We start from the raw sequence: 18,479 nt of genomic DNA, 5'->3' as shown, positions 1-18,479 counted from the left end.
TCATTCTAATTTTTTTCTAAGGTTATTTTAAGGCTGGTGTAATACCGGTGTCGGAATATCGCACATTCTAACACGGAAATTATGCGAACCTACCTCACCGGGCTCTTAGTACTCTTGACAACCGCCTTACACGCACAAGATACGCTGCGGCTCTCGATCCGGCAGGCCGACAGCCTGTTTTTGCAAAACAATCTTGAAATCCTGGCCGAAAAGTACCAGATCGACATTGCGAAGTCGATCGAAATCCAGGATAAGCTTTGGAACAACCCCACTTTCGGCGTCGAAATCAGTGCCTATAATCCTTCGCGCGGCGCGCTCGACGTGGGCAGGAACGGCCAGAAAGCATTCACGATCCAGCAGCTTATCACACGCGCGGGCAAGCGCAACAAGCAGGTGGCGCTGGACATGGAGTCGACCCGTAAAACCGAATTTCAGTTCTACAACCTCATCCGCACATTGAAATTCGAGCTGCGGCAAATCTTCTTCGAATCGTATTACCTCGAACGGACGATCGCACTGTACGACAATCAGATCGGAACGCTTACCACGACCGTCAATGCATTCGACAAAGAATATAACCGCAAGAATATCTCGCTTAAAGAAGTGGTACGCCTCAAAGCGCTGCTCTTCGAGTTGACCAATGAGCGGGCCAATATCCTTTTTGAATTGCAGGAAAACCAGCGCGATCTCCGCACTTTGCTGAGCACCGACCGGCCCGTTAAATCGCTCGTCGACAGCACCGAAATCCAGCGCTATCACCTCGATCGCTACAATGTGGCTGCATTGAAAGAAAAGGCATTGCAAAGCAGGGCGGATTTGAAAGTGGCGCAATCGGAGACGAAGCAGGCAGAATTGAATTACACATTACAAAAAGCTTTGGCCAAACCGGATGTGCAGGTAGGCGCCGTGTACGACCAGGCCAGCAATTACCAGAACAACTACTTCGGCTTGAATGCGTCCATTGCGTTGCCCTTCTTTAACCGAAACCAGGGTAATATCCGCGCAGCAAAAAGCAGCATCAGCTACTATAAAACGGCCGAAAATGCCAAACAGAATGCGGTAAGCAACGAAGTCGATGCCGCCGTTCAAAAAGTAGGTATTGCCGATAAGGCTTTCCAAAGTGTCGAAGGCCAGTTCACCGACCAGTTCCAGCTCCTGAGCAACGGTATTTACGACAACTTTCAGAAAAGGAACATCTCGCTGCTGGAATTCATCGACTTCATCGAGACCTACAACGAGAGCATCAAGGAATATAACCGCCTCCAAGCCGACCGCATCAAGGTCTACGAGGAGCTGAACTACGTCGTTGGCGAAGAGCTATTCAACTAACCATTCAAACTGAACATAACTTATTCACGGCATTGCCATTAATGCATTTCCCAATGAAAAATTCACTGTATGTTGTCGTGCTGGCCGCTCTGGCCGTGTGGCTGACCTCCTGCGAAAAAAAGAAGACCGAAAACGACGAGTCGAAGGCATTTATGCTTTCAGATACGATGATGAGCCGCATTAAAATCGATACGGTGCGCACCGAGCCGGTCCGTAACGAGCTCACGCTGGTGGGTAAAGTAGTCCCTGACGAAAATCAGGTCATTAAAGTGTATCCGCTGGTAGGTGGCAATGTGGATGAAGTAGATGTGGAGCTCGGCGATAATGTCCGTAAAGGCCAAAAACTGGCCACGATCCGTTCCGGCGAAGTGGCCGATTTCGAGCGACAGATGATCCAGGCGCAGTCCGATTTGCTCATTGCGCAGAAAAACCTGTCCTCGACCGAAGATTTGTTCGAAAGCAAACTGGTACCGGAACGGGACGTGATCTCTGCGCGTCAGATCGTAGACAAAGCACAGGCAGAGCTGAACCGTATGAAAGAGGTTTTCTCGATCTATGGTTTAGGTAAATCCACCAACTATACGGTAAAATCGCCGATCAATGGCTTCATTATCGACAAAAACGTGAACCGCGGCATGCAGCTCCGCTCGGATAACTCCGAAAGCCTGTTCACAGTCGGCCAGATCGCCGATGTGTGGGTCATGGCCAATGTGAATGAGAGCGACATCCCGCGTGTGAAGCTGGGTATGCCTGCGGAAGTGCGCACGATCAGCTTTTCGGACGAGGTATTCAAAGGGAAGGTCGATAAGATCTACAATGTCCTGGACCCTGATACCAAGGCCATGAAAATCCGCATACAGTTGCAGAATGTAGGTTTCAAACTCAAACCGGAAATGCACGCGACCGTCACGCTCAACTTCGAGGAAGGCGAGCAAATGCAGGCGATCCCATCGCAAGCGGTCATTTTCGACCGCAGCAAGAACTGGGTAATGGTCTACCACAGCCGCACCAAAATCGAAACGCGCCCCGTGGACGTCTACCGTTCCCTCGCGAACACGACGTACGTACGCGATGGTTTGAAGCCCGGCGAAGCGATTATTTCGAAAAATCAATTGCTGGTTTATGACGCGTTGAATGATTGAATTTTGAATGATTGAATGACTGAATGACCGAATAATTGATTTAATGACCGAATGAATGAATGGCTGAATAGGGACATGTGCTTGCCTGAGGACATCTTTCATTCTTAGATTTTATTCGCTCAATCATTCAGCTATCGCTAGTATCCTTGATCATTCACTTATTCAATCATTCAGTCATTCACACATTCAATCATTCAGTCATTCAATCATTCAGTCATTCAGTCATTCAATCATTGACTCATGAACAAATTCATCCGAGGCATCGTGGGCTTTTCGCTCAAGAACCGGTTCTTCATATTCTTCATGACAGGCCTGCTCATCATTTCGGGCATTGTCAGCTACCAGAACACCCCTTTGGAAGCGTTCCCGGACGTGACCAACACGCAGATCATCATCGTCACGCAATGGAACGGGCGCAGTGCCGAGGAAATAGAGCGTTTCGTAACGGTACCGATCGAAGTTGCGATGAATTCCGTACAGCAAAAAACCAATGTGCGGAGCACGACCATGTTCGGTTTGAGCATTGTCAAAATCATTTTCGACGATGGCGTCGAGGATTTTTTTGCACGACAGCAGGTTAACAACCAGCTTCGCACCGTGTCGCTGCCCGATGGCGTGGAGCCCGACGTGCAGCCGCCTTACGGCCCAACCGGCGAGATTTTCAGGTTCACATTACAAAGCAAGGACCGCGACAGCCGCGAACTGCTTACCCTCCACAAATGGGTGATCGACCGCCAGCTCCGCAGCGTGCCCGGCGTGGCCGATGTAGTTGCATTCGGAGGCCGCGACAAGATTTACGAGGTGCAGGTAAACCCTACCAAACTCGTGAAATATAACATAACCCCGCTGGAAGTGTACCAGGCTGTTACGAAAAGCAATATCAATGTCGGCGGGGACGTGATTGAGAAGAATGGGCAGGCATACGTAGTACGCGGAATCGGGCTGCTGAACTCCATTCCCGACATTCAGAACATAATTGTAGAATATGTGAAGGATAACCCGGTCCTGGTGAAGGATGTGGCCGATGTGAAGGAATCGGACATGCCTCGCGTGGGTCAGGTGGGACTCGATGGCAATGACGACGTTGTGGAAGGGATTGTGGTTCAAAGAAAAGGCGAAAACCCGAGCGAAGTACTGGCGCGGGTGAAGGAAAAAATTGAAGAATTGAATACCAAAATCCTTCCTCCCGACGTCAAAATGGTCACATTCTACGACCGCGACAACCTCATCGAGTTCTGTGCGCACACCGTGAAGCATAACCTCGTGGAAGGGATCGTGCTCGTGACCGTGATCGTGTTCATTTTTATGGCCGACTGGCGCACGACCGTCATTGTGTCGATTATCATTCCGCTTGCTTTGCTATTCGCATTTATGTGTTTGAAATTGAAGGGCATGTCGGCTAACCTGCTCTCCATGGGTGCGATCGACTTCGGGATCATCATCGACGGCGCCGTGGTCATGGTAGAGGGAATATTCGTGGCCCTTGATCACCTGGCGCACAGGAACGGCATGGACCGGTTCAACAAGCTATCGAAACTCGGGCTTATCAAACGCACCGGCGGCGAGCTGGGGAAAGCCATTTTCTTCTCCAAGCTCATCATTATCACCGCATTGATACCCATTTTCAGTTTTCAGAAAGTGGAAGGCAAAATGTTTACGCCACTGGCCTACACACTTGGTTTTGCATTGCTGGGGGCATTGCTTTACACGCTTACCCTGGTGCCGGTGCTATGCTCAATTTTGCTGAAAAAGAATGTGCGTGAAAAGAGCAATCCGGTCGTCCGCTTTTTCGACAACACAGTGACCAGGGGATTTGAATGGTGCTATGCGCGCAAAAAACTGAGCGTTATCTTCGCATTTGCATTCCTGGGCGTCACACTCTTCTCCGCCAAATTCCTCGGTACCGAGTTCCTCCCAACGCTCAACGAAGGCGCTTTGTGGGTGGAAGCCAAAATGCCGATGAGCAGCTCCCTGGCCGAAACCACCAAAATGGTGACCACCCTTCGGGCCAAACTGAACGAATTCCCGGAAGTGAATGGGGTATTATCCCAAACCGGCCGCTCCAATGACGGTACCGATCCGTCGGGTTTCTATTATGTGCAAATGCAGGTGAATTTGAAACCGAAAGAAGAATGGAAACGTAAGATCAGCCAGGATGACCTGATCGAGGAAATGGACGCTAAGTTGAAACAGTTCCAGGGCATTAACTACAACTATTCGCAACCGATTATCGACAACGTGGCCGAGGCAGTGGCAGGTATGAATGCAAGTAATGCGGTCAAAATTTACGGTGACGACCTCGAAACCTTGAACAACAAAGCCAACCAGGTGCTGGAAGCGATCAAGAACGTGCCGGGGATCAAAGACGTGGGTATTCTGCGGAATATCGGCCAGCCGGAGATCAGCGTGATCCTGCACGACCACAAAATGGCGCAGTACGGCGTAAGCATTGCCGACGCGCAAGCGGTGATCGAAATGGCGATTGGGGGTAAAACGGCGTCTATTCTGTACGAAGGTGAGCGGAAATTCGACATTCGTCTGCGCTATGAGCAGCAATACCGCCGCACCGTTGACGATATTCAGCAACTGATGGTACCGACGCTCACAGGAGGTAAAATTCCTTTGAAAGAGATCTCAACGATCCGCACCGTTACCGGTCCCGCATTCGTGTATCGTGACAACAATAAGCGCTTTATCGGCGTAAAATTCTCCGTCCGGGAGCGCGACCTCGGCAGTACCATCGCCGAAGCGCAATCGAAGGTGAAGCCTCTGCTTTCTAGTTTGCCGAAGGGTTACTCCGTAAGCTGGTCGGGTGAGTTCGAAAACCAGGTACGGGCTACGGCGCGGTTAGGGCAAGTGGTACCGATCAGCCTGGTAGGGATATTCATTTTGCTGTTCATCATGTTCAGCAATGCCAAAGATGCCGGGCTGGTGCTGATCAACGTGCCCTTCGCACTGATAGGTGGTATCCTCGCTCTGCACGTCACGCATATGAACTTCGGTATCTCCGCGGGGGTAGGTTTTATAGCCCTTTTCGGCCTCTGCGTTCAGAACGGGGTGATATTGATTTCCGTATTCAACAAAAACCTTGCTGCACGAATGACGCTGGACGAGGCGATCAGGGAAGGGGTAAAATCGCGCATCAGGCCGGTGATCATGACGGCGTTGATGGCGGCCATTGGTTTGCTACCCGCGGCAGTTTCCACAGGCATTGGTTCCGAAACCCAGAAACCGTTGGCAATCGTGGTAATCGGCGGATTGATCACCGCCACCGTGCTCACGCTATTAGTTTTCCCGATCATTTACGGCTTCTTCAACCGGAAAATCAAGGTTTCAAAATATACATGATCTTTCAGCCTGAGTAGACCGGGCCGCCGGACGGTCGAAGTGCATAACGATCGTTGGAACGACCACGTTCGAACACGCTATTTGCAGGCCTCTGGCCGGTCTCGACCATCCGACCGGCCAGAGGCCTGCTCATATTTTCCCACTACCCTGGTTCAGATTGGAGAAATCATAGCCGATGTGGAACACATAGCGGAGTGAAATCCCGAAGTTCCAGCCGGAACCATCGCCTTCAATCCGCGCACGCTCCGTTTCCACGCCGTTCACTTTGTATATCAGGTCGGTAGTGAGAGAATTACCCATCCCCCATTGTTTACGGGCAAAAAGCGACATATCGATCGATTTCGCTACCTTGATCACATACTCGGCCGACGCTTCCACAAGGCCTGTCATGGATTTGGCAATGCGTGTGTCACTCGACATGAACAGGGTGTCCACTCCCTGCCGGCGTCCCTTTTCGCGGTAGCCCGAGAATTCCATGTAATCTTTTGATTTACCCGAATTAGGTACCAGCCCCGCGCCTGCGCTGATCCAGAATGCCGATTTACGAACACAAGGTCTCCCCCAAAGCAGCCGCATTTTTCCGCGTACAATCAGGCTGTTTTTATCGTTTTCCATCTGATATTTCAGGGGATTATCTCCGTAGATCATCAACACATTATGAATAGCCGAGCGATCGTATTCCAGCTCTACATTCCATTGTTCTTTGAAAACCCACCCAGCGGTCACACCCCAAGCCGAAACCGTCGGTGACTCGGTACCTATCAATTCGTCAAAATCGTTGTCGATCGTGTTTTTATCGTTCCGTACAAAACCACTCACGCCCACATACCAGCGGTCATGGACCTTCACATCGCCAAATTTCTTGAGAAACGATTCGGTATTATAGGGCTTGGCACCAATAGGCCTCGTGTAGCTTTTGCGATAGTAATCCGCATCCTGGGCCCGGGTCTGGAGAAATGCGGCAAAGAAGAGGATCGTAAAAATGGATTTCATAGAAGTGCTCCTTTTTTCTCTCCTTACGCGCGCTCAGGCCCGATCGTTGCATGAAAATGCTCCACTAATGAAGCTGAAAGCAATTACTTGCCAGTCTGGAAACTGATGGTAAAAGTAGTGCCCACGCCCAGCTGTGACTGCACTTCGATGCGTCCGTGGTGTGCATGGATAATGCTCATAGTCGTGGATAACCCGATGCCCATTCCATTATTTTTTCCGGTAAAATAGGGTTCGAATATCTTGTCCATATGCTCCTCGCTAATCCCCGAGCCATTGTCGACAAATATTACCTGAATGTGGTCTCCATGGTTTCTCGTTGCGATCCGGAGTATGCCCCGGTCCTCTTCCATGGCCTCGATAGCATTGGTAATGAGGTTCAGGAAAGCCATTTGCAGCGAAACCCGGTCGAGCGGTAATGCGAGCTCTTCATCAGCAAACTCGTTGACGATCTGAATCCTCTTGAGCTGTACGCGGTCGAGCGCGGCACTGATGGCCTGGCTCAACACCGAATGTACCGAACTTTCTACCAGTTCGATATCCTCCGAAGAGGACGGCTGCAGCAACTGGGTAATGAGGTCATTAATGCGCGTGCAGTTTCGCTTGATAATCTGTGTGTAGAATTTGTGATCCTCGTCGGCGAGCTCCATTTCCAGCTGCTCGGCCGAAAGGTTCACGTTCGTGAGCGGGTTACGTACCTCATGTGCGAGCATGCGCACGAGCCTGCCGGTCACAGCCATTTTTTCAGAAAACAGTCTTTCCTTTTCCGACTGCTTCCGGGCGGTCATATCGTGCAACCGGCCCTGGATATAGGGATGGTCGTCATCCACTTCCACCGATGCGGAAAACAGACAGTACTTCTTATCGGCGTCTTTGGTCAGCAAGCGCACTTCATGGTCATGAATAGGCTGGTCGGCAATGTCTTTCCAGCGCGCTGCAAACAGGAGATCATCTACCAGTTCAGTAATTTTCTTCTCCCTCAACTGCTCGCCCGAATAGCCGGTGAGAATGCTCGCAGCTTCATTGAAATCAATGATATTACCTTCAAGATCGCTGATAAACAAGAAATCATTTGATTCTTCGAACACCCGGCGGTAGCGCCGTTCGCTATGGCGCAGCGCTTTCAAAACCGAAGTACGTTCCAATGCATACCGGATACTTCGTTCCAGTTTCTCGGCGTCCAGTTCGCTCTTGATCAGGTAGTCTGCCGCTCCAAGGCGTAATGCTTCGACGGCAATCTTCGTATCACCTTTACCCGTGAGCAGGATAATCGGCTCCTCGCATTCAAAATTGCAGGCGAGCTCGATCAGGTCGATACCCGTATTCTCTCCGAGGAGGTAATCGAACAGGTAAAGGTCGAATTTGTTATTTCTGATCTGGATTTCCGCCTCTTTGAACGTCGCACACCAGGTGATATCGAATTTCCAGTTGACCAGATCCTGAAAATATTCACGGGTCAGGAAATAATCATCCTCGTCGTCATCCACCAACAATACCCTGATCAGTTTGCTATTCATCCCTAGTTCCTGTTACGCTGTCAGATGTCGAATTGTTTCATTTTGTTATAAAGCGTCTTCCGGTCGATATTCAGTAAACGCGCCGCCTTGCTTTTATTGAAATTGACGTCCCGCAGCACCTGCATGATCATGTCGTATTCCGCCTCATTGGCTACGGTTTTAAGGCTTGGCTTGGCGTCATCGCCGTCCACATTATCGGACAGCAGTGATGCCGCCACCGAACTTGCCGCCGGGGCAGGCTCGTCATCCAGGTCTTTCAGGCGTTTGTAATTCACAATCTCGAACGGCAACGCCTTCTCCTCGATCAGTTCGCCATCCGAAAGCAGGGTCGCACGCTTGATCACATTTTTGAGCTCACGCAGGTTCCCCGGCCACGAGTAGTTCAGGAAATCATTTTTAACTTCTTCCGAAAACCCCTTGACATTCTTACCGAGCTCCACATTGGTTGTTTCGAGGAATGCACTGGCAAAAAGCATCAGATCATCTTTACGGTTCCGCAGTGCGGGAACTTCGATCGTGAATTCATTGAACCGGTAGTAAAGGTCTTCCCGGAACTTGCCGTTACGCGCCGAATCGAGCAGCCGCTCGTTACTCGCCACGATAATACGGACGTCCAGATCGATCTCTTTTGAACCACCAATGCGGCGCATTTTACGCTCCTGCACCACACGCAGCAGTGCTACCTGTATTTCATAGGACAGGTTGGATACCTCATCGAGGAACAGCGTACCGCCGTTCGCGAGCTCGAAATGACCAATTTTGGTCTGTAATGCACCTGTAAACGAGCCTTTTTCGTGCCCAAACAACTCGCTGCCGGCCAGCTCCTTTGAAATGGCCCCGCAGTCCATCGCCACAAACGGCATGTCCTTACGTTTCGACCGGTTATGGATTTCCTGGGCGATAGCTTCCTTTCCGGAGCCGCTTTCGCCATAGATAATCACGCTGAAATTTGTTGGAGCCACCAGATCCACCTGGCGGAAAAGGTTATCCGAAATATCGCTGTTGCCCATCACATAGCCCGCTCTTGTCCGTGGCTGACTCTTGCGCGCGGGTTTCGCTGACTCGCCATTGCCGTCGGACGACGCCGGGGCTACATATTGCTGCTCCTCGTTTTGGGAAGCCTCCGCGTCGGCAATGGCCTTCTTTACTGTAACCAAAATTTCGTCGGGGAACAGTGGCTTGGTGATGTAGTCGTATGCGCCCAGCTTCATCACATTCACCGCCACTTTAATATCCGAATAACCGGTAATGATCAGGACGGGCACATTGGGCCTTTTGGACTTAATGGTCGTCAGCAATTCGGTCCCGGTAATATCTCCGAGTCTGAAATCGGTCATGACGAGGTCGGGCGAAATGGATTCTATCAATGCGAGCCCGTCTTTGCCATTCTGGGCTGTTTCTACTATAAAATCATTTTTTGACAAAAAACGCTTCAAAAGGAAGCAAATATCCGCTTCATCATCAACAACAACTATTTTTTTCATGCCGGGTATCAGGGCTTAACTTGTTTGCTTTAAATAGTAACTCTCAACCTCGCGGTAGGTATATTTAATTGCTCGCGGTACTTGGCCACCGTTCTTCTGGCAACGGAATAGCCTTTTTCGGCAAGCATATCTGTAATTTGTTGGTCATTATATGGGTGGCGCTTGTCCTCCTCACTCACAATCTCCCGGATAGCCTCCTGGATCTCCCGGTTCGAAACCTCCGTACCATCCTCATTTGTAACACCTTCTGTAAATAGGTCTTTCAGCAGCACAATCCCGAACGGCGTCTGCACGTATTTATTGGTCGTTACACGAGATACGGTCGAAATATCCATGTCGATGATCTCGGCCACGTCTTTGAGGATCATCGGCCGGAGCTTCTTGATATCGCCAGTTTGGAAATAATCGTATTGCAGCTTCACGATCGCTTTCAGTGTATTCAGCATCGTATTCTCCCGCTGCTTGATGGCATCAATGAACCATTTCGCCGAGTTCATCTTGTTTTTGAGGAACTGGTTGGTAGCCTTATCCTGCTTCTGCTCCGCCATTTGGGTAAAAACCTTGTTCAGTTTCAACGCAGGGCTATTTCCCCAGGTTAGCTGTACTTCAATCTCCCCATCCTCGGTGTACCAGAGCATGAAATCAGGCTTGATGCTTTCATTCACAATGGAATCGTTGCGTAATCCCGACGCCGGCTTCGGATTGAGCGTGGTAATCAGCTGAATAGCCTTTTTCAGGGACTCTTCGTCCAGCCCGGTGATCCGCATGATTTTGTCATAATTCCGTGAACCTAGCTCATCGAAAGCATCCGTAACAATCTTGCAAGCCCATTTCCAGGTCTCGTTCTGGTTCTCCATGCGGTTGAGCTGGATAAGCAGGCATTCCCGCAAATCGCTGGCCGCTATCCCGGGTGGGTCGAGCTGTTGGATGATTTTCAGCATTGTGTTCACTTCGTCGGTATCGATAAACATGCTGTTCGCAAATGAAATATCGTCCGCAATCACATCGCTTTCCCTCCTCAGAAAACCGTCCTCGTCGAGCGAATCGAGGATGAAGTCGGCGATTAATTGCTGGCGTTCATCCAGTTGCAGAAAGTGTACCTGCTGTTTGAGGTCGTCCCTGAACGAGATGGCCTCCACCATCGGGCGGGTATATAATTCGTTGTCAGCCGACTGGTTGTTTGCATACGTTTTATAGTCCGGAATGTCGTCGTCGCGAAACTCATCCCAGTCGTAATAATCTTGGACGGAATTATCTTCATTACCCGACGAATTATCCGATTCGTCGAATTCTTCCGGCGCATCTTCCGACGTACTCTCTTCCTTCCCCTCTTCCAGTATAGGGTTTTCTTCCAGTTCTTCCTTAATTCTTTGTTCAAGCTCCATTGTAGTCAGGTGCAGTAAATTCAGCATCTGAATTTGCAAGGGAGAGTATTTTAAAGTCTGTCTCTGCGTCTGCGTCTGTCTTTGCATATAGCAACTAAGGGTAAAATTTACATTCTCTTGATGCTTTAAATTTACGACTCTTTATCCAATCTTGCCTCAACAGAGAAGTGCGTTACCGAAGATTGCGTAGTTATTTCCACATACTGAGTATTATAATTCAGAATGTAGAGCTAATCCCCATTCAAAAACGCCTCCGCGGCCACTCCAGCCAGCTTTTGAAGTCTCGCAATAGTAAGGCAGAATATCTGGTGCACATCCGGCAGTACCTGCTCACCATCTGCTTCATCTGGCTGAAAATCAAAAGATATCGTATCTTCAAATGGGTTCCGGTTTTCGTTTCCCCGATATTACACTGCCGTCGGTACGAGGCCTAACATACGAAAACCACAAAATACAGAATGCAAAACCCTTGCCTACTTCTATAAACGACGAGACCCTCCGCCGGGGAGGGTCTCCTATCTGGTGCGGCCCGGTCATGCCGGCTGCAAAGGTTTTTCGTCGGTCGCACTCTTGACCCAGTACAAGCCTTTGAGCAACAATTCACGTCCTTGCTCCACGCCATGCTTCATAATCACTTTTTCGATCAGCAGCGGCGCGAGCAGATTGAACGGCATAGGAAGCCGCCTTAATGCGGTTCTTCCCAACAAGGCACCTAATCCCACTTCCACGCCCCGGCCTGCAATGCCGTCGGGGCCGGCTGCCATCAGGTCCTTGAAATAGTCGACCGTCTGGGAAGCGGTTCCCTTTTTCTTTTGCGACTTTGTCAGATCACCCTTTGGTTCCATAGCTATTCCGGTCAAATGTTTCCTACCTGTTCACGGGCGACGTCTGCATATGCCTCCCCTTCCTTTTTCAACTGGTCGGCGGCATCGGCAGCTTTCGCCTTACTTTTTTCCAATGCCGCTATCAGATCGCCCGCCAGCTCATTGGTTTTCTTTTTCAATTTTTTGATTGTTTTCTTACTATCCTCCGGTGCCAGCAATAAGCCGATAACGGCACCGGCCACTGCCGCTGTTACTATCCCAAAAATGATTTTGTTCGTTGACATAACACACTTGTTTTAATGTGGATCATTTCGTTTCACCCAGAACCGCCGCAAATCCTGTACCAATCAGAATGACCCGTGCGGTCCGTGGATGGCAGGATTATTGCTTTTACTACCCGAAAATACCTCCGCTACCAATGGCTGAAATTTTTACTTCTCACACAGCGCTATGAAAATTGTTATTATTGAAGATGAACGGGATCTGGGAGTGTTGATGCGCAATTTTCTAGTCAGGCAATTGAATATTAAAACCCCCGACGGCAACGTCAGGGTGGTGGCTTCATTGATGGAAGGCATTGATTGTATCCGGGACATGCGTCCCGATTGGATATTCATAGACAACAACTTACCCGACGGAAAGGGTATACAGGCAATCCGGCAAATACGGGACGTACACCCGGGCAAACGTGCAAAAGTGGTGATGATGAGCGCCATGACGAACCTAAAAGAAGAAGCATTTAGGAACGGCGCGGACTTTTTCCTCGATAAACCCATAAGCTTTGTAGAAGTCAAGAATATCTTCACAAAACCTGCAAACGAAATCTGAGCTTTACGGCGCCTGGCATCACAACAAATCGTGGAAATACTTGCCTCAATTGGGGACTTACCCTGGTTGTCCGTAGAAAATATTGCTCAAAGCGGCCTTTTCGTACTGTTCAATCGTAGTTAACTTCTAAAACAGCACAGGACATTTTGTTCCTGACCTACCCTTACGGCCCGGCATTTTCACCTTCTGACTGCGGTAGCGCACATGCTTCTTCCTCTCGGTATCTATTTTCTTTTTCTCGTAGGGAACGAGCTTGAAATCATATTCAGGGATGAAATAATCTTCCTTATACTCCGCCACAGGCAAAGGCATATAGTGGCGTCCCGGGAAACTTAGTACGTCGTATTCATAGTCGTACAGATAGATGGTCACGAAACCGTCACGACTATATTTGATGCCGATGTCGGAAAAAGGACTGTTTTCATCCGAAGAAGCAACGAGCCGCATTATTTCCTTCTGCTTACCTTTCATGAGCACCGACATATTGTACTGGAAAACGCGGTGCAGCGAGTCGATCTGAATGGCGATACCGAGATAGTACTTCGCATCTTTGAGCCGCTCCTGGCCTGCATACATTACGGCTGTATTGTTCAGTGCACTCTTGTCCTGGTAAGTCTGGTAGCTCAGTTTCGCGTCGTCGTATCGTTCCATATACCGGTACACATTCCCCTGGTTCACATTATAGAACTTTCGGCCAGGTGCGGCCGCCATAGCAAGTTTGAAGTCTTCGAATGCGCCATCGTACCGGGCGTTCGCTTCATTTACCTGGTGTTTCTGAGAATGCCGGTTACCAATGTAGGCCTGCACAATCCCGTGATTGTTGTGCAGGAACGGTAACTCCGGCTTTTCGCGAACAAGGCTATCGAATAAGGCCATCGATTTATCAAGCTGATCGTTTTCCAGCAGCACGATCCCCCAGCCGTTTTGTGCATTCACATTCGACCGGTTTAGTGAAATGGCCTTTTTAAATACCTGATAACCTTTTTTGTACATATCAAAATGCAGCAGCAAGTTGCCATAGTTGCTCCACATCAGGTCGTAACCCTGTTCATACTGCAATGCTTTCGCCAGATACTGGCCTGCGTCAGAAAACCGTTTCTGGTCGATCATGATGCTGCTTAATCCTGCCAGGGCCTCGTAACGTATTGGATCGAGCTTAATCGCCTTCTGAAAGTCCTCCTGCGCCTCAGCGCTCTTTTTCAGGTAGTATTCCGAAAAAGCTTTTGTAACAAAAAGGTCTGCGAAGAACTTGTTGCCCTCATTCAATGCCTTTTCCCCTTTCTTGAAGTCCTTTAATGCGAGATCATACTTCTTTTGCCCGTAATGGGCCACCGCGCGGCCCAGGTAAGCAGGCAAATAGGTCGAGTCCTTCTTGATCGCCCTGTCGAAAAGGCTGAATGCGGTCTGATATTCATGCTTGCTAAGATGGGTATTCGCGATGCCGGACAGTAAAGAAGGCGTCTCGCGTTTCAAAGTCGATGCAAGTTTGTAGTACCGCTGTGCTTCGCTGGTCTGTTGCAGACCGTAGCACGCATGCGCCATTCCGAGATAGGCATCGCCGCGAAATGTGCGGTCGTCGGTTTCGAGGTACTTTTCAAAAACGGCCTTCGCCATTCCGAACTGATTGAGTGAAAGCAGCGCGTTCGCGTAGCGTATCTGCGCTTTCGGGTGTGTACGCGCTACTTTCTCGAAATCCTTCACCGCCCGTTTCTCGTTGCCCGTGCGCATGAGGATATCGCCCCGTTGCAGGCGGTAAGCCATTTCGTCCTTCTGGCGAATCGCCGCCGTGAGCTCATCTACCGCCTCTTCCATCCGGCCGCCGTACTTATGCACCATGCCCAGGTTGAAATTCCATTTACCGCCTGTGCTTTTCGCGGAATTATCGGTGGCGTACCTTGCCGCCTCGTTGTATCGTTTCTGCTTACCGAGCGCGACGAGAGTATTCACAGTAGCCGCGGTGCCGCCGGGAGCGTCGAAGAAATCTTTACGCGCCGCATCGTATTTACCCGATAGCATCGCAAAAAGGCCGCGGTTATAATGCAGATGCGGATCGAGCTCGGCCAAATCCAGCGCTTCCATAATGTGTAATGCTTTTTGGTAATTGCCGGAAAGCGCAAGGATCACCGCCTCGTTGTTCATGCGCTGCACGGAATCGGAGGGTTGAAAGGCTTGCTTGTGGTAGGCAGCATAAGCGGCCTGCAAATTGCGCACACCGCGTTGGTATTCCTCGCCGCGCAATAACGCAGGATTATTTTCTTCGAATGACTTGTTAAAAATAGGTAGAAGTTCTTTGACAAGTCCTTGGCACTCACTAAAATCCTGCGCTGAGACCTGCCGCGGCGCTAACACCGTCAACATCAGCAACATACCTGTCATTACAAGTAGGTGGATTTTCTGTACCATAGGGGTGCTTAATGGTTCAAAAGCCCCTAACCTACAAGTAATCAGGGAAAATTACAATTATTGCTTAGACCGTTTGATAAATTTCGGTTAAAATATAATTTTTTAAATAAATAACATCATTTTAAGTAAACTACTGGTGATTAAAGTTGCACGGAAGCCAGAGCGTCGATAAACACCTTTTTATCGTTAACCAAAACCGTCAGAGCACGTTCCGAAAGGTTTTCAATGAAGACCGCCTGTTTCGAGACAGATACTTTCAGCAAAATACCCCTGAAACCGATCCGGAACGAATATTCTTTCCATTGCTCTGGAATGTAGGGTTTGAACGACAGCAGGCCGTCAGTCACCCGTTGTCCGGCAAAGCCTTTTACTATGCTCATCCACGTGCCGGCCATCGAAGTAATATGCAGACCGTCCTCAGTGTCGTTGTTGTAATCGTCCAAATCCAGGCGAGCGGTACGCAAGTACATCTCATACGCCTTTTCGCGCAAGCCTAACCCCGCCGCGAGGATCGAATGGACGCACGGCGATAATGACGATTCATGGACGGTCATCGGCTCATAGAACTCGAAGTTGCGGCGAATGGTGGCGGCGTCGAATTCATGTTCGAAGAAATAAAGGCCCTGCAAAACATCAGCCTGCTTGATAAAACATGACCGTAGGATCCTGTCCCACGACCACCGCTGGTTAATGGGGCGCTGGTCGGCAATGTCGGCGACGGTCAGTAGTTCCTTATCCAGGAAACCCTGCTGCTGCAAATACACCTGCCTGTTTTCATCAAACGGATAATGCATATTGTCGACGATGTGCTTCCAGTCCGCAAGTTCCGTGTTAAGTTGCAAGTTGGTTTTGAAAATCAGCTCATTCAGCTTGCGGGAATCTTCTTTCCATAGCTTGTCGATGACTTCCAGCGTGTAGCGCAGCGTCCAGCAAGCGATGTAGTTGGTATACCAGTTGTTATTGACATTGTTTTCATACTCGTTCGGCCCGGTTACGCCCAGCATCACATACTGTCCCTTATCCTCCGACCAGTTGATCCGCTGCTTCCAGAACCTCGAAATCCCGATCAGCACTTCCAGGCCCCATTCTTTGACATAGCTTTCATCCCCCGTGTAGCGGGTATAATCGTAAATGGCATACGCAATGGCGCCGTTCCGGTGAATTTCCTCAAACGTGATCTCCCATTCGTTATGGCATTCCTCCCCGTTCATAGTCACCATCGGATAAAGCGCGGCGCCGTCGGTGAAACCCAACTTTCCGGCATTCTCGATCGCTTTTTCCAAATGCTTGTAACGGTAAATGAGCAGGTTACGCGCCACTTTTTCGTCCGCCGTAGAAAGGTAGAACGGAATACAATAGGCCTCGGTGTCCCAGTAAGTACTACCGCCATATTTCTCCCCGGTAAAGCCTTTGGGCCCGATGTTCAGACGCTCGTCCTCACCGGTATAAGTTTGTCCCAAATGGAAAATATTGAACCGGATACCCTGCTGGGCGGCCACATCGCCGGCAATGGTGATGTCGTTCTTCTCCCATTTGCCCGCCCACACCTGCACTTGCTCCGCGTACATGCGATCGAATCCCTTTTCGGCAATGCGGGCAACGTAGGCTTTCGCTTTCGGTACGAGTTCATCGTGCGGGTAGTTGGCCGATGAGAGGTTTACGGCATATTTATAAACAGTAACCTCCTGTCCTTCCCGCACTTCTAGCTGCACGGTACCCGCCACATATTTTTCCCTTGAAGCGAGTTGAACGGTACCGGTTACAGGCATACCATTCCGTTTTACATCAAACTTCATCCCAGTCGCGACGCGGAACTGCTCCACCTGGTAAGGATTGCTTTTCGTTTCGAGCACGAGATAACCTTCCTGCCCGTACGCCTCATGCGCGATGCCGTTCCAGAACGATTCATCATAGTTGGAATCCCGGTTGCGGATGTGGCCGTCGAGGAATGGAGTAATACTAAAATAATCGGTAAAATTGAGCGGCACCATGCTGTAACTAATGGCGCCGGCCTCGTCGTCGGCCATGCTGCAAAAGCGTTTGGAATGAATGCGCAGCTTCCTTCCGCCCGACAGCGTCACCGTCGCGGTACGTTCCAGCACACCTTCTTTCATATTGAGCACACGACGGAATTCGTCGATTTTGCAGGTATTCAAATCGAGCAATTCTGTACCGACGCGAATCTCGATGCCCGTCCAGTTGCAGGCATTGAGTACTTTGGCAAAATAGTTGGGATAACCGTTCTTCCACCAGCCTACCCTGGTTTTATCGGGAAAATAAACGCCCGCGACGTAGTTTCCGAGCAGTGTTTTGCCTGAATACCCTTCTTCTAAATTACCCCGCTGACCCATCCGGCCATTGCCGAGGCTCATAAGGCTTTCCGTAATTTCGTTGTGTTCGGGGTGAAAACCTTCTTCTACAATGCACCATTCATCGTGCGTGATGTAATTCTTCATATGTTTTCCAATTGAGGCAAACCAAAATTTTCAAAACCGGCGATCACGATATCGGCTTCGGTCAGTACCGATGCTTCCCCCACGCCCACAGCGAGCATACCGGCCGCTTTCGCGGATTCGATACCCGCAACGGCGTCCTCGAACACCGCACAATACGCGGGTGACACATTCAGATCGGCCGCACCCATCAAAAACACCTGCGGATCCGGCTTGCCTTTGGTGATACGGTTGCCATCGACGATCGTATCGAAATAATGCAGCATATCAATCCTTTCGAGAATGACCTTTGCATTCTTGCTGGCCGAGCCGAGGCCGCTGGGGATACCATTCCGTTTCAACTCTTCCAGAAAATGGCGCACGCCGGGTAACGCATCGTCTGGCGTCATTTGCATGCAAAGTTCCAGGTAACGCGCATTTTTGGCAGTGGCTCTGCGAAGCTTCTCTTCGTCGGACAATGTAACTCCGCCGATCGACAGCACGATTTCGAGCGATTCCATGCGGCTGATGCCTTTCAGGCGTTCGTTTTCTTCACGCGTAAGGTCGAAACCGAGGTCCTGCGCCATTTCGCGCCAGGCGATGTAATGGAATTGGGCGGTGTCAACGATTACCCCGTCGAGATCAAAAAGGCAAGCTTGTATTGAGGGCATATCATTTCAAATTTAATATCTTGCAAAATAGTAAAAATTAGCAATTTGCTGCGTCAGGGCCGAAATACGGGCTATCCGGTGTCACCACGCCGCGCTGCAAGCTTTCCCAGAACATTTAGAACCCCC

General features: G+C 49.9%; 13 protein-coding genes. 4 read left to right on the top strand and 9 right to left on the bottom strand.

What is annotated here, in order from left to right; all coding sequences use genetic code 11:
• Positions 1-81 precede the first annotated feature (81 nt).
• The 3 genes from ACQ4MZ_RS02865 to ACQ4MZ_RS02855 all read left to right on the top strand — a co-directional run bounded on the left by ACQ4MZ_RS02865 (position 82) and on the right by ACQ4MZ_RS02855 (position 5,819).
• Positions 82-1,329, top strand: a complete 1,248-nt coding sequence (locus tag ACQ4MZ_RS02865) for a TolC family protein (protein WP_430842753.1) — start codon at positions 82-84, stop codon at positions 1,327-1,329.
• A gap of 53 nt (positions 1,330-1,382) precedes the next feature.
• Positions 1,383-2,471, top strand: coding sequence for an efflux RND transporter periplasmic adaptor subunit (locus tag ACQ4MZ_RS02860; protein WP_430842751.1), 1,089 nt, complete (start codon positions 1,383-1,385; stop codon positions 2,469-2,471).
• A gap of 240 nt (positions 2,472-2,711) precedes the next feature.
• Positions 2,712-5,819, top strand: a complete 3,108-nt coding sequence (locus ACQ4MZ_RS02855) for an efflux RND transporter permease subunit (RefSeq protein ID WP_430842749.1) — start codon at positions 2,712-2,714, stop codon at positions 5,817-5,819.
• A 129-nt stretch (positions 5,820-5,948) separates the two neighbouring features.
• Here ACQ4MZ_RS02855 and ACQ4MZ_RS02850 read toward each other — a convergent pair whose 3' ends face one another.
• The 6 genes from ACQ4MZ_RS02850 to ACQ4MZ_RS02825 all read right to left on the bottom strand — a co-directional run bounded on the left by ACQ4MZ_RS02850 (position 5,949) and on the right by ACQ4MZ_RS02825 (position 12,303).
• On the bottom strand, positions 5,949-6,812 hold the full coding sequence (locus tag ACQ4MZ_RS02850; RefSeq protein WP_430842747.1) for a hypothetical protein: 864 nt from the start codon (positions 6,810-6,812) through the stop codon (positions 5,949-5,951).
• 83 nt (positions 6,813-6,895) lie between these two features.
• Positions 6,896-8,326 (bottom strand): ATP-binding protein, encoded by a 1,431-nt coding sequence (locus ACQ4MZ_RS02845; protein ID WP_430842744.1) that lies wholly within the window; start codon positions 8,324-8,326, stop codon positions 6,896-6,898.
• Between the two features lie 20 nt (positions 8,327-8,346).
• Positions 8,347-9,810, bottom strand: coding sequence for a sigma-54-dependent transcriptional regulator (locus ACQ4MZ_RS02840; protein WP_430842742.1), 1,464 nt, complete (start codon positions 9,808-9,810; stop codon positions 8,347-8,349).
• Between the two features lie 29 nt (positions 9,811-9,839).
• Positions 9,840-11,282 carry an RNA polymerase factor sigma-54 gene (rpoN, locus tag ACQ4MZ_RS02835; RefSeq protein ID WP_430842740.1) on the bottom strand — a complete coding sequence of 481 codons (1,443 nt, stop codon included), beginning with the start codon at positions 11,280-11,282 and terminating at the stop codon, positions 9,840-9,842.
• Positions 11,283-11,728: 446 nt separating this feature from the next.
• Positions 11,729-12,040, bottom strand: a complete 312-nt coding sequence (locus ACQ4MZ_RS02830) for a hypothetical protein (protein ID WP_430842738.1) — start codon at positions 12,038-12,040, stop codon at positions 11,729-11,731.
• An 11-nt stretch (positions 12,041-12,051) separates the two neighbouring features.
• Positions 12,052-12,303 carry a YtxH domain-containing protein gene (locus ACQ4MZ_RS02825; RefSeq protein WP_430842736.1) on the bottom strand — a complete coding sequence of 84 codons (252 nt, stop codon included), beginning with the start codon at positions 12,301-12,303 and terminating at the stop codon, positions 12,052-12,054.
• A gap of 166 nt (positions 12,304-12,469) precedes the next feature.
• Between ACQ4MZ_RS02825 and ACQ4MZ_RS02820 the strand changes: the two genes are divergently transcribed.
• Positions 12,470-12,847 carry a response regulator gene (locus tag ACQ4MZ_RS02820; RefSeq protein WP_430842734.1) on the top strand — a complete coding sequence of 126 codons (378 nt, stop codon included), beginning with the start codon at positions 12,470-12,472 and terminating at the stop codon, positions 12,845-12,847.
• 126 nt (positions 12,848-12,973) lie between these two features.
• Here the strand turns inward: ACQ4MZ_RS02820 and ACQ4MZ_RS02815 are convergent, their stop codons facing one another.
• The 3 genes from ACQ4MZ_RS02815 to pgmB all read right to left on the bottom strand — a co-directional run bounded on the left by ACQ4MZ_RS02815 (position 12,974) and on the right by pgmB (position 18,353).
• Positions 12,974-15,250 carry a tetratricopeptide repeat protein gene (locus ACQ4MZ_RS02815; RefSeq protein WP_430842732.1) on the bottom strand — a complete coding sequence of 759 codons (2,277 nt, stop codon included), beginning with the start codon at positions 15,248-15,250 and terminating at the stop codon, positions 12,974-12,976.
• A gap of 140 nt (positions 15,251-15,390) precedes the next feature.
• A complete protein-coding gene (locus ACQ4MZ_RS02810) occupies positions 15,391-17,706 on the bottom strand; it encodes a glycoside hydrolase family 65 protein (RefSeq protein ID WP_430842730.1) in 2,316 nt (771 codons plus the stop codon).
• Entirely contained in the window at positions 17,703-18,353 is a 651-nt protein-coding gene (pgmB, locus tag ACQ4MZ_RS02805) for a beta-phosphoglucomutase (RefSeq protein WP_430842728.1), read from the bottom strand. Before pgmB ends, ACQ4MZ_RS02810 begins: the two co-directional genes overlap by 4 nt.
• Positions 18,354-18,479 lie beyond the last annotated feature (126 nt).

Source organism: Dyadobacter sp. BHUBP1 (assembly GCF_050587785.1).
Classification (GTDB): domain Bacteria; phylum Bacteroidota; class Bacteroidia; order Cytophagales; family Spirosomataceae; genus Dyadobacter.
Note: the sequence above shows the minus strand (reverse complement) of the source record. Positions and strands in the feature narration are given on the sequence as shown.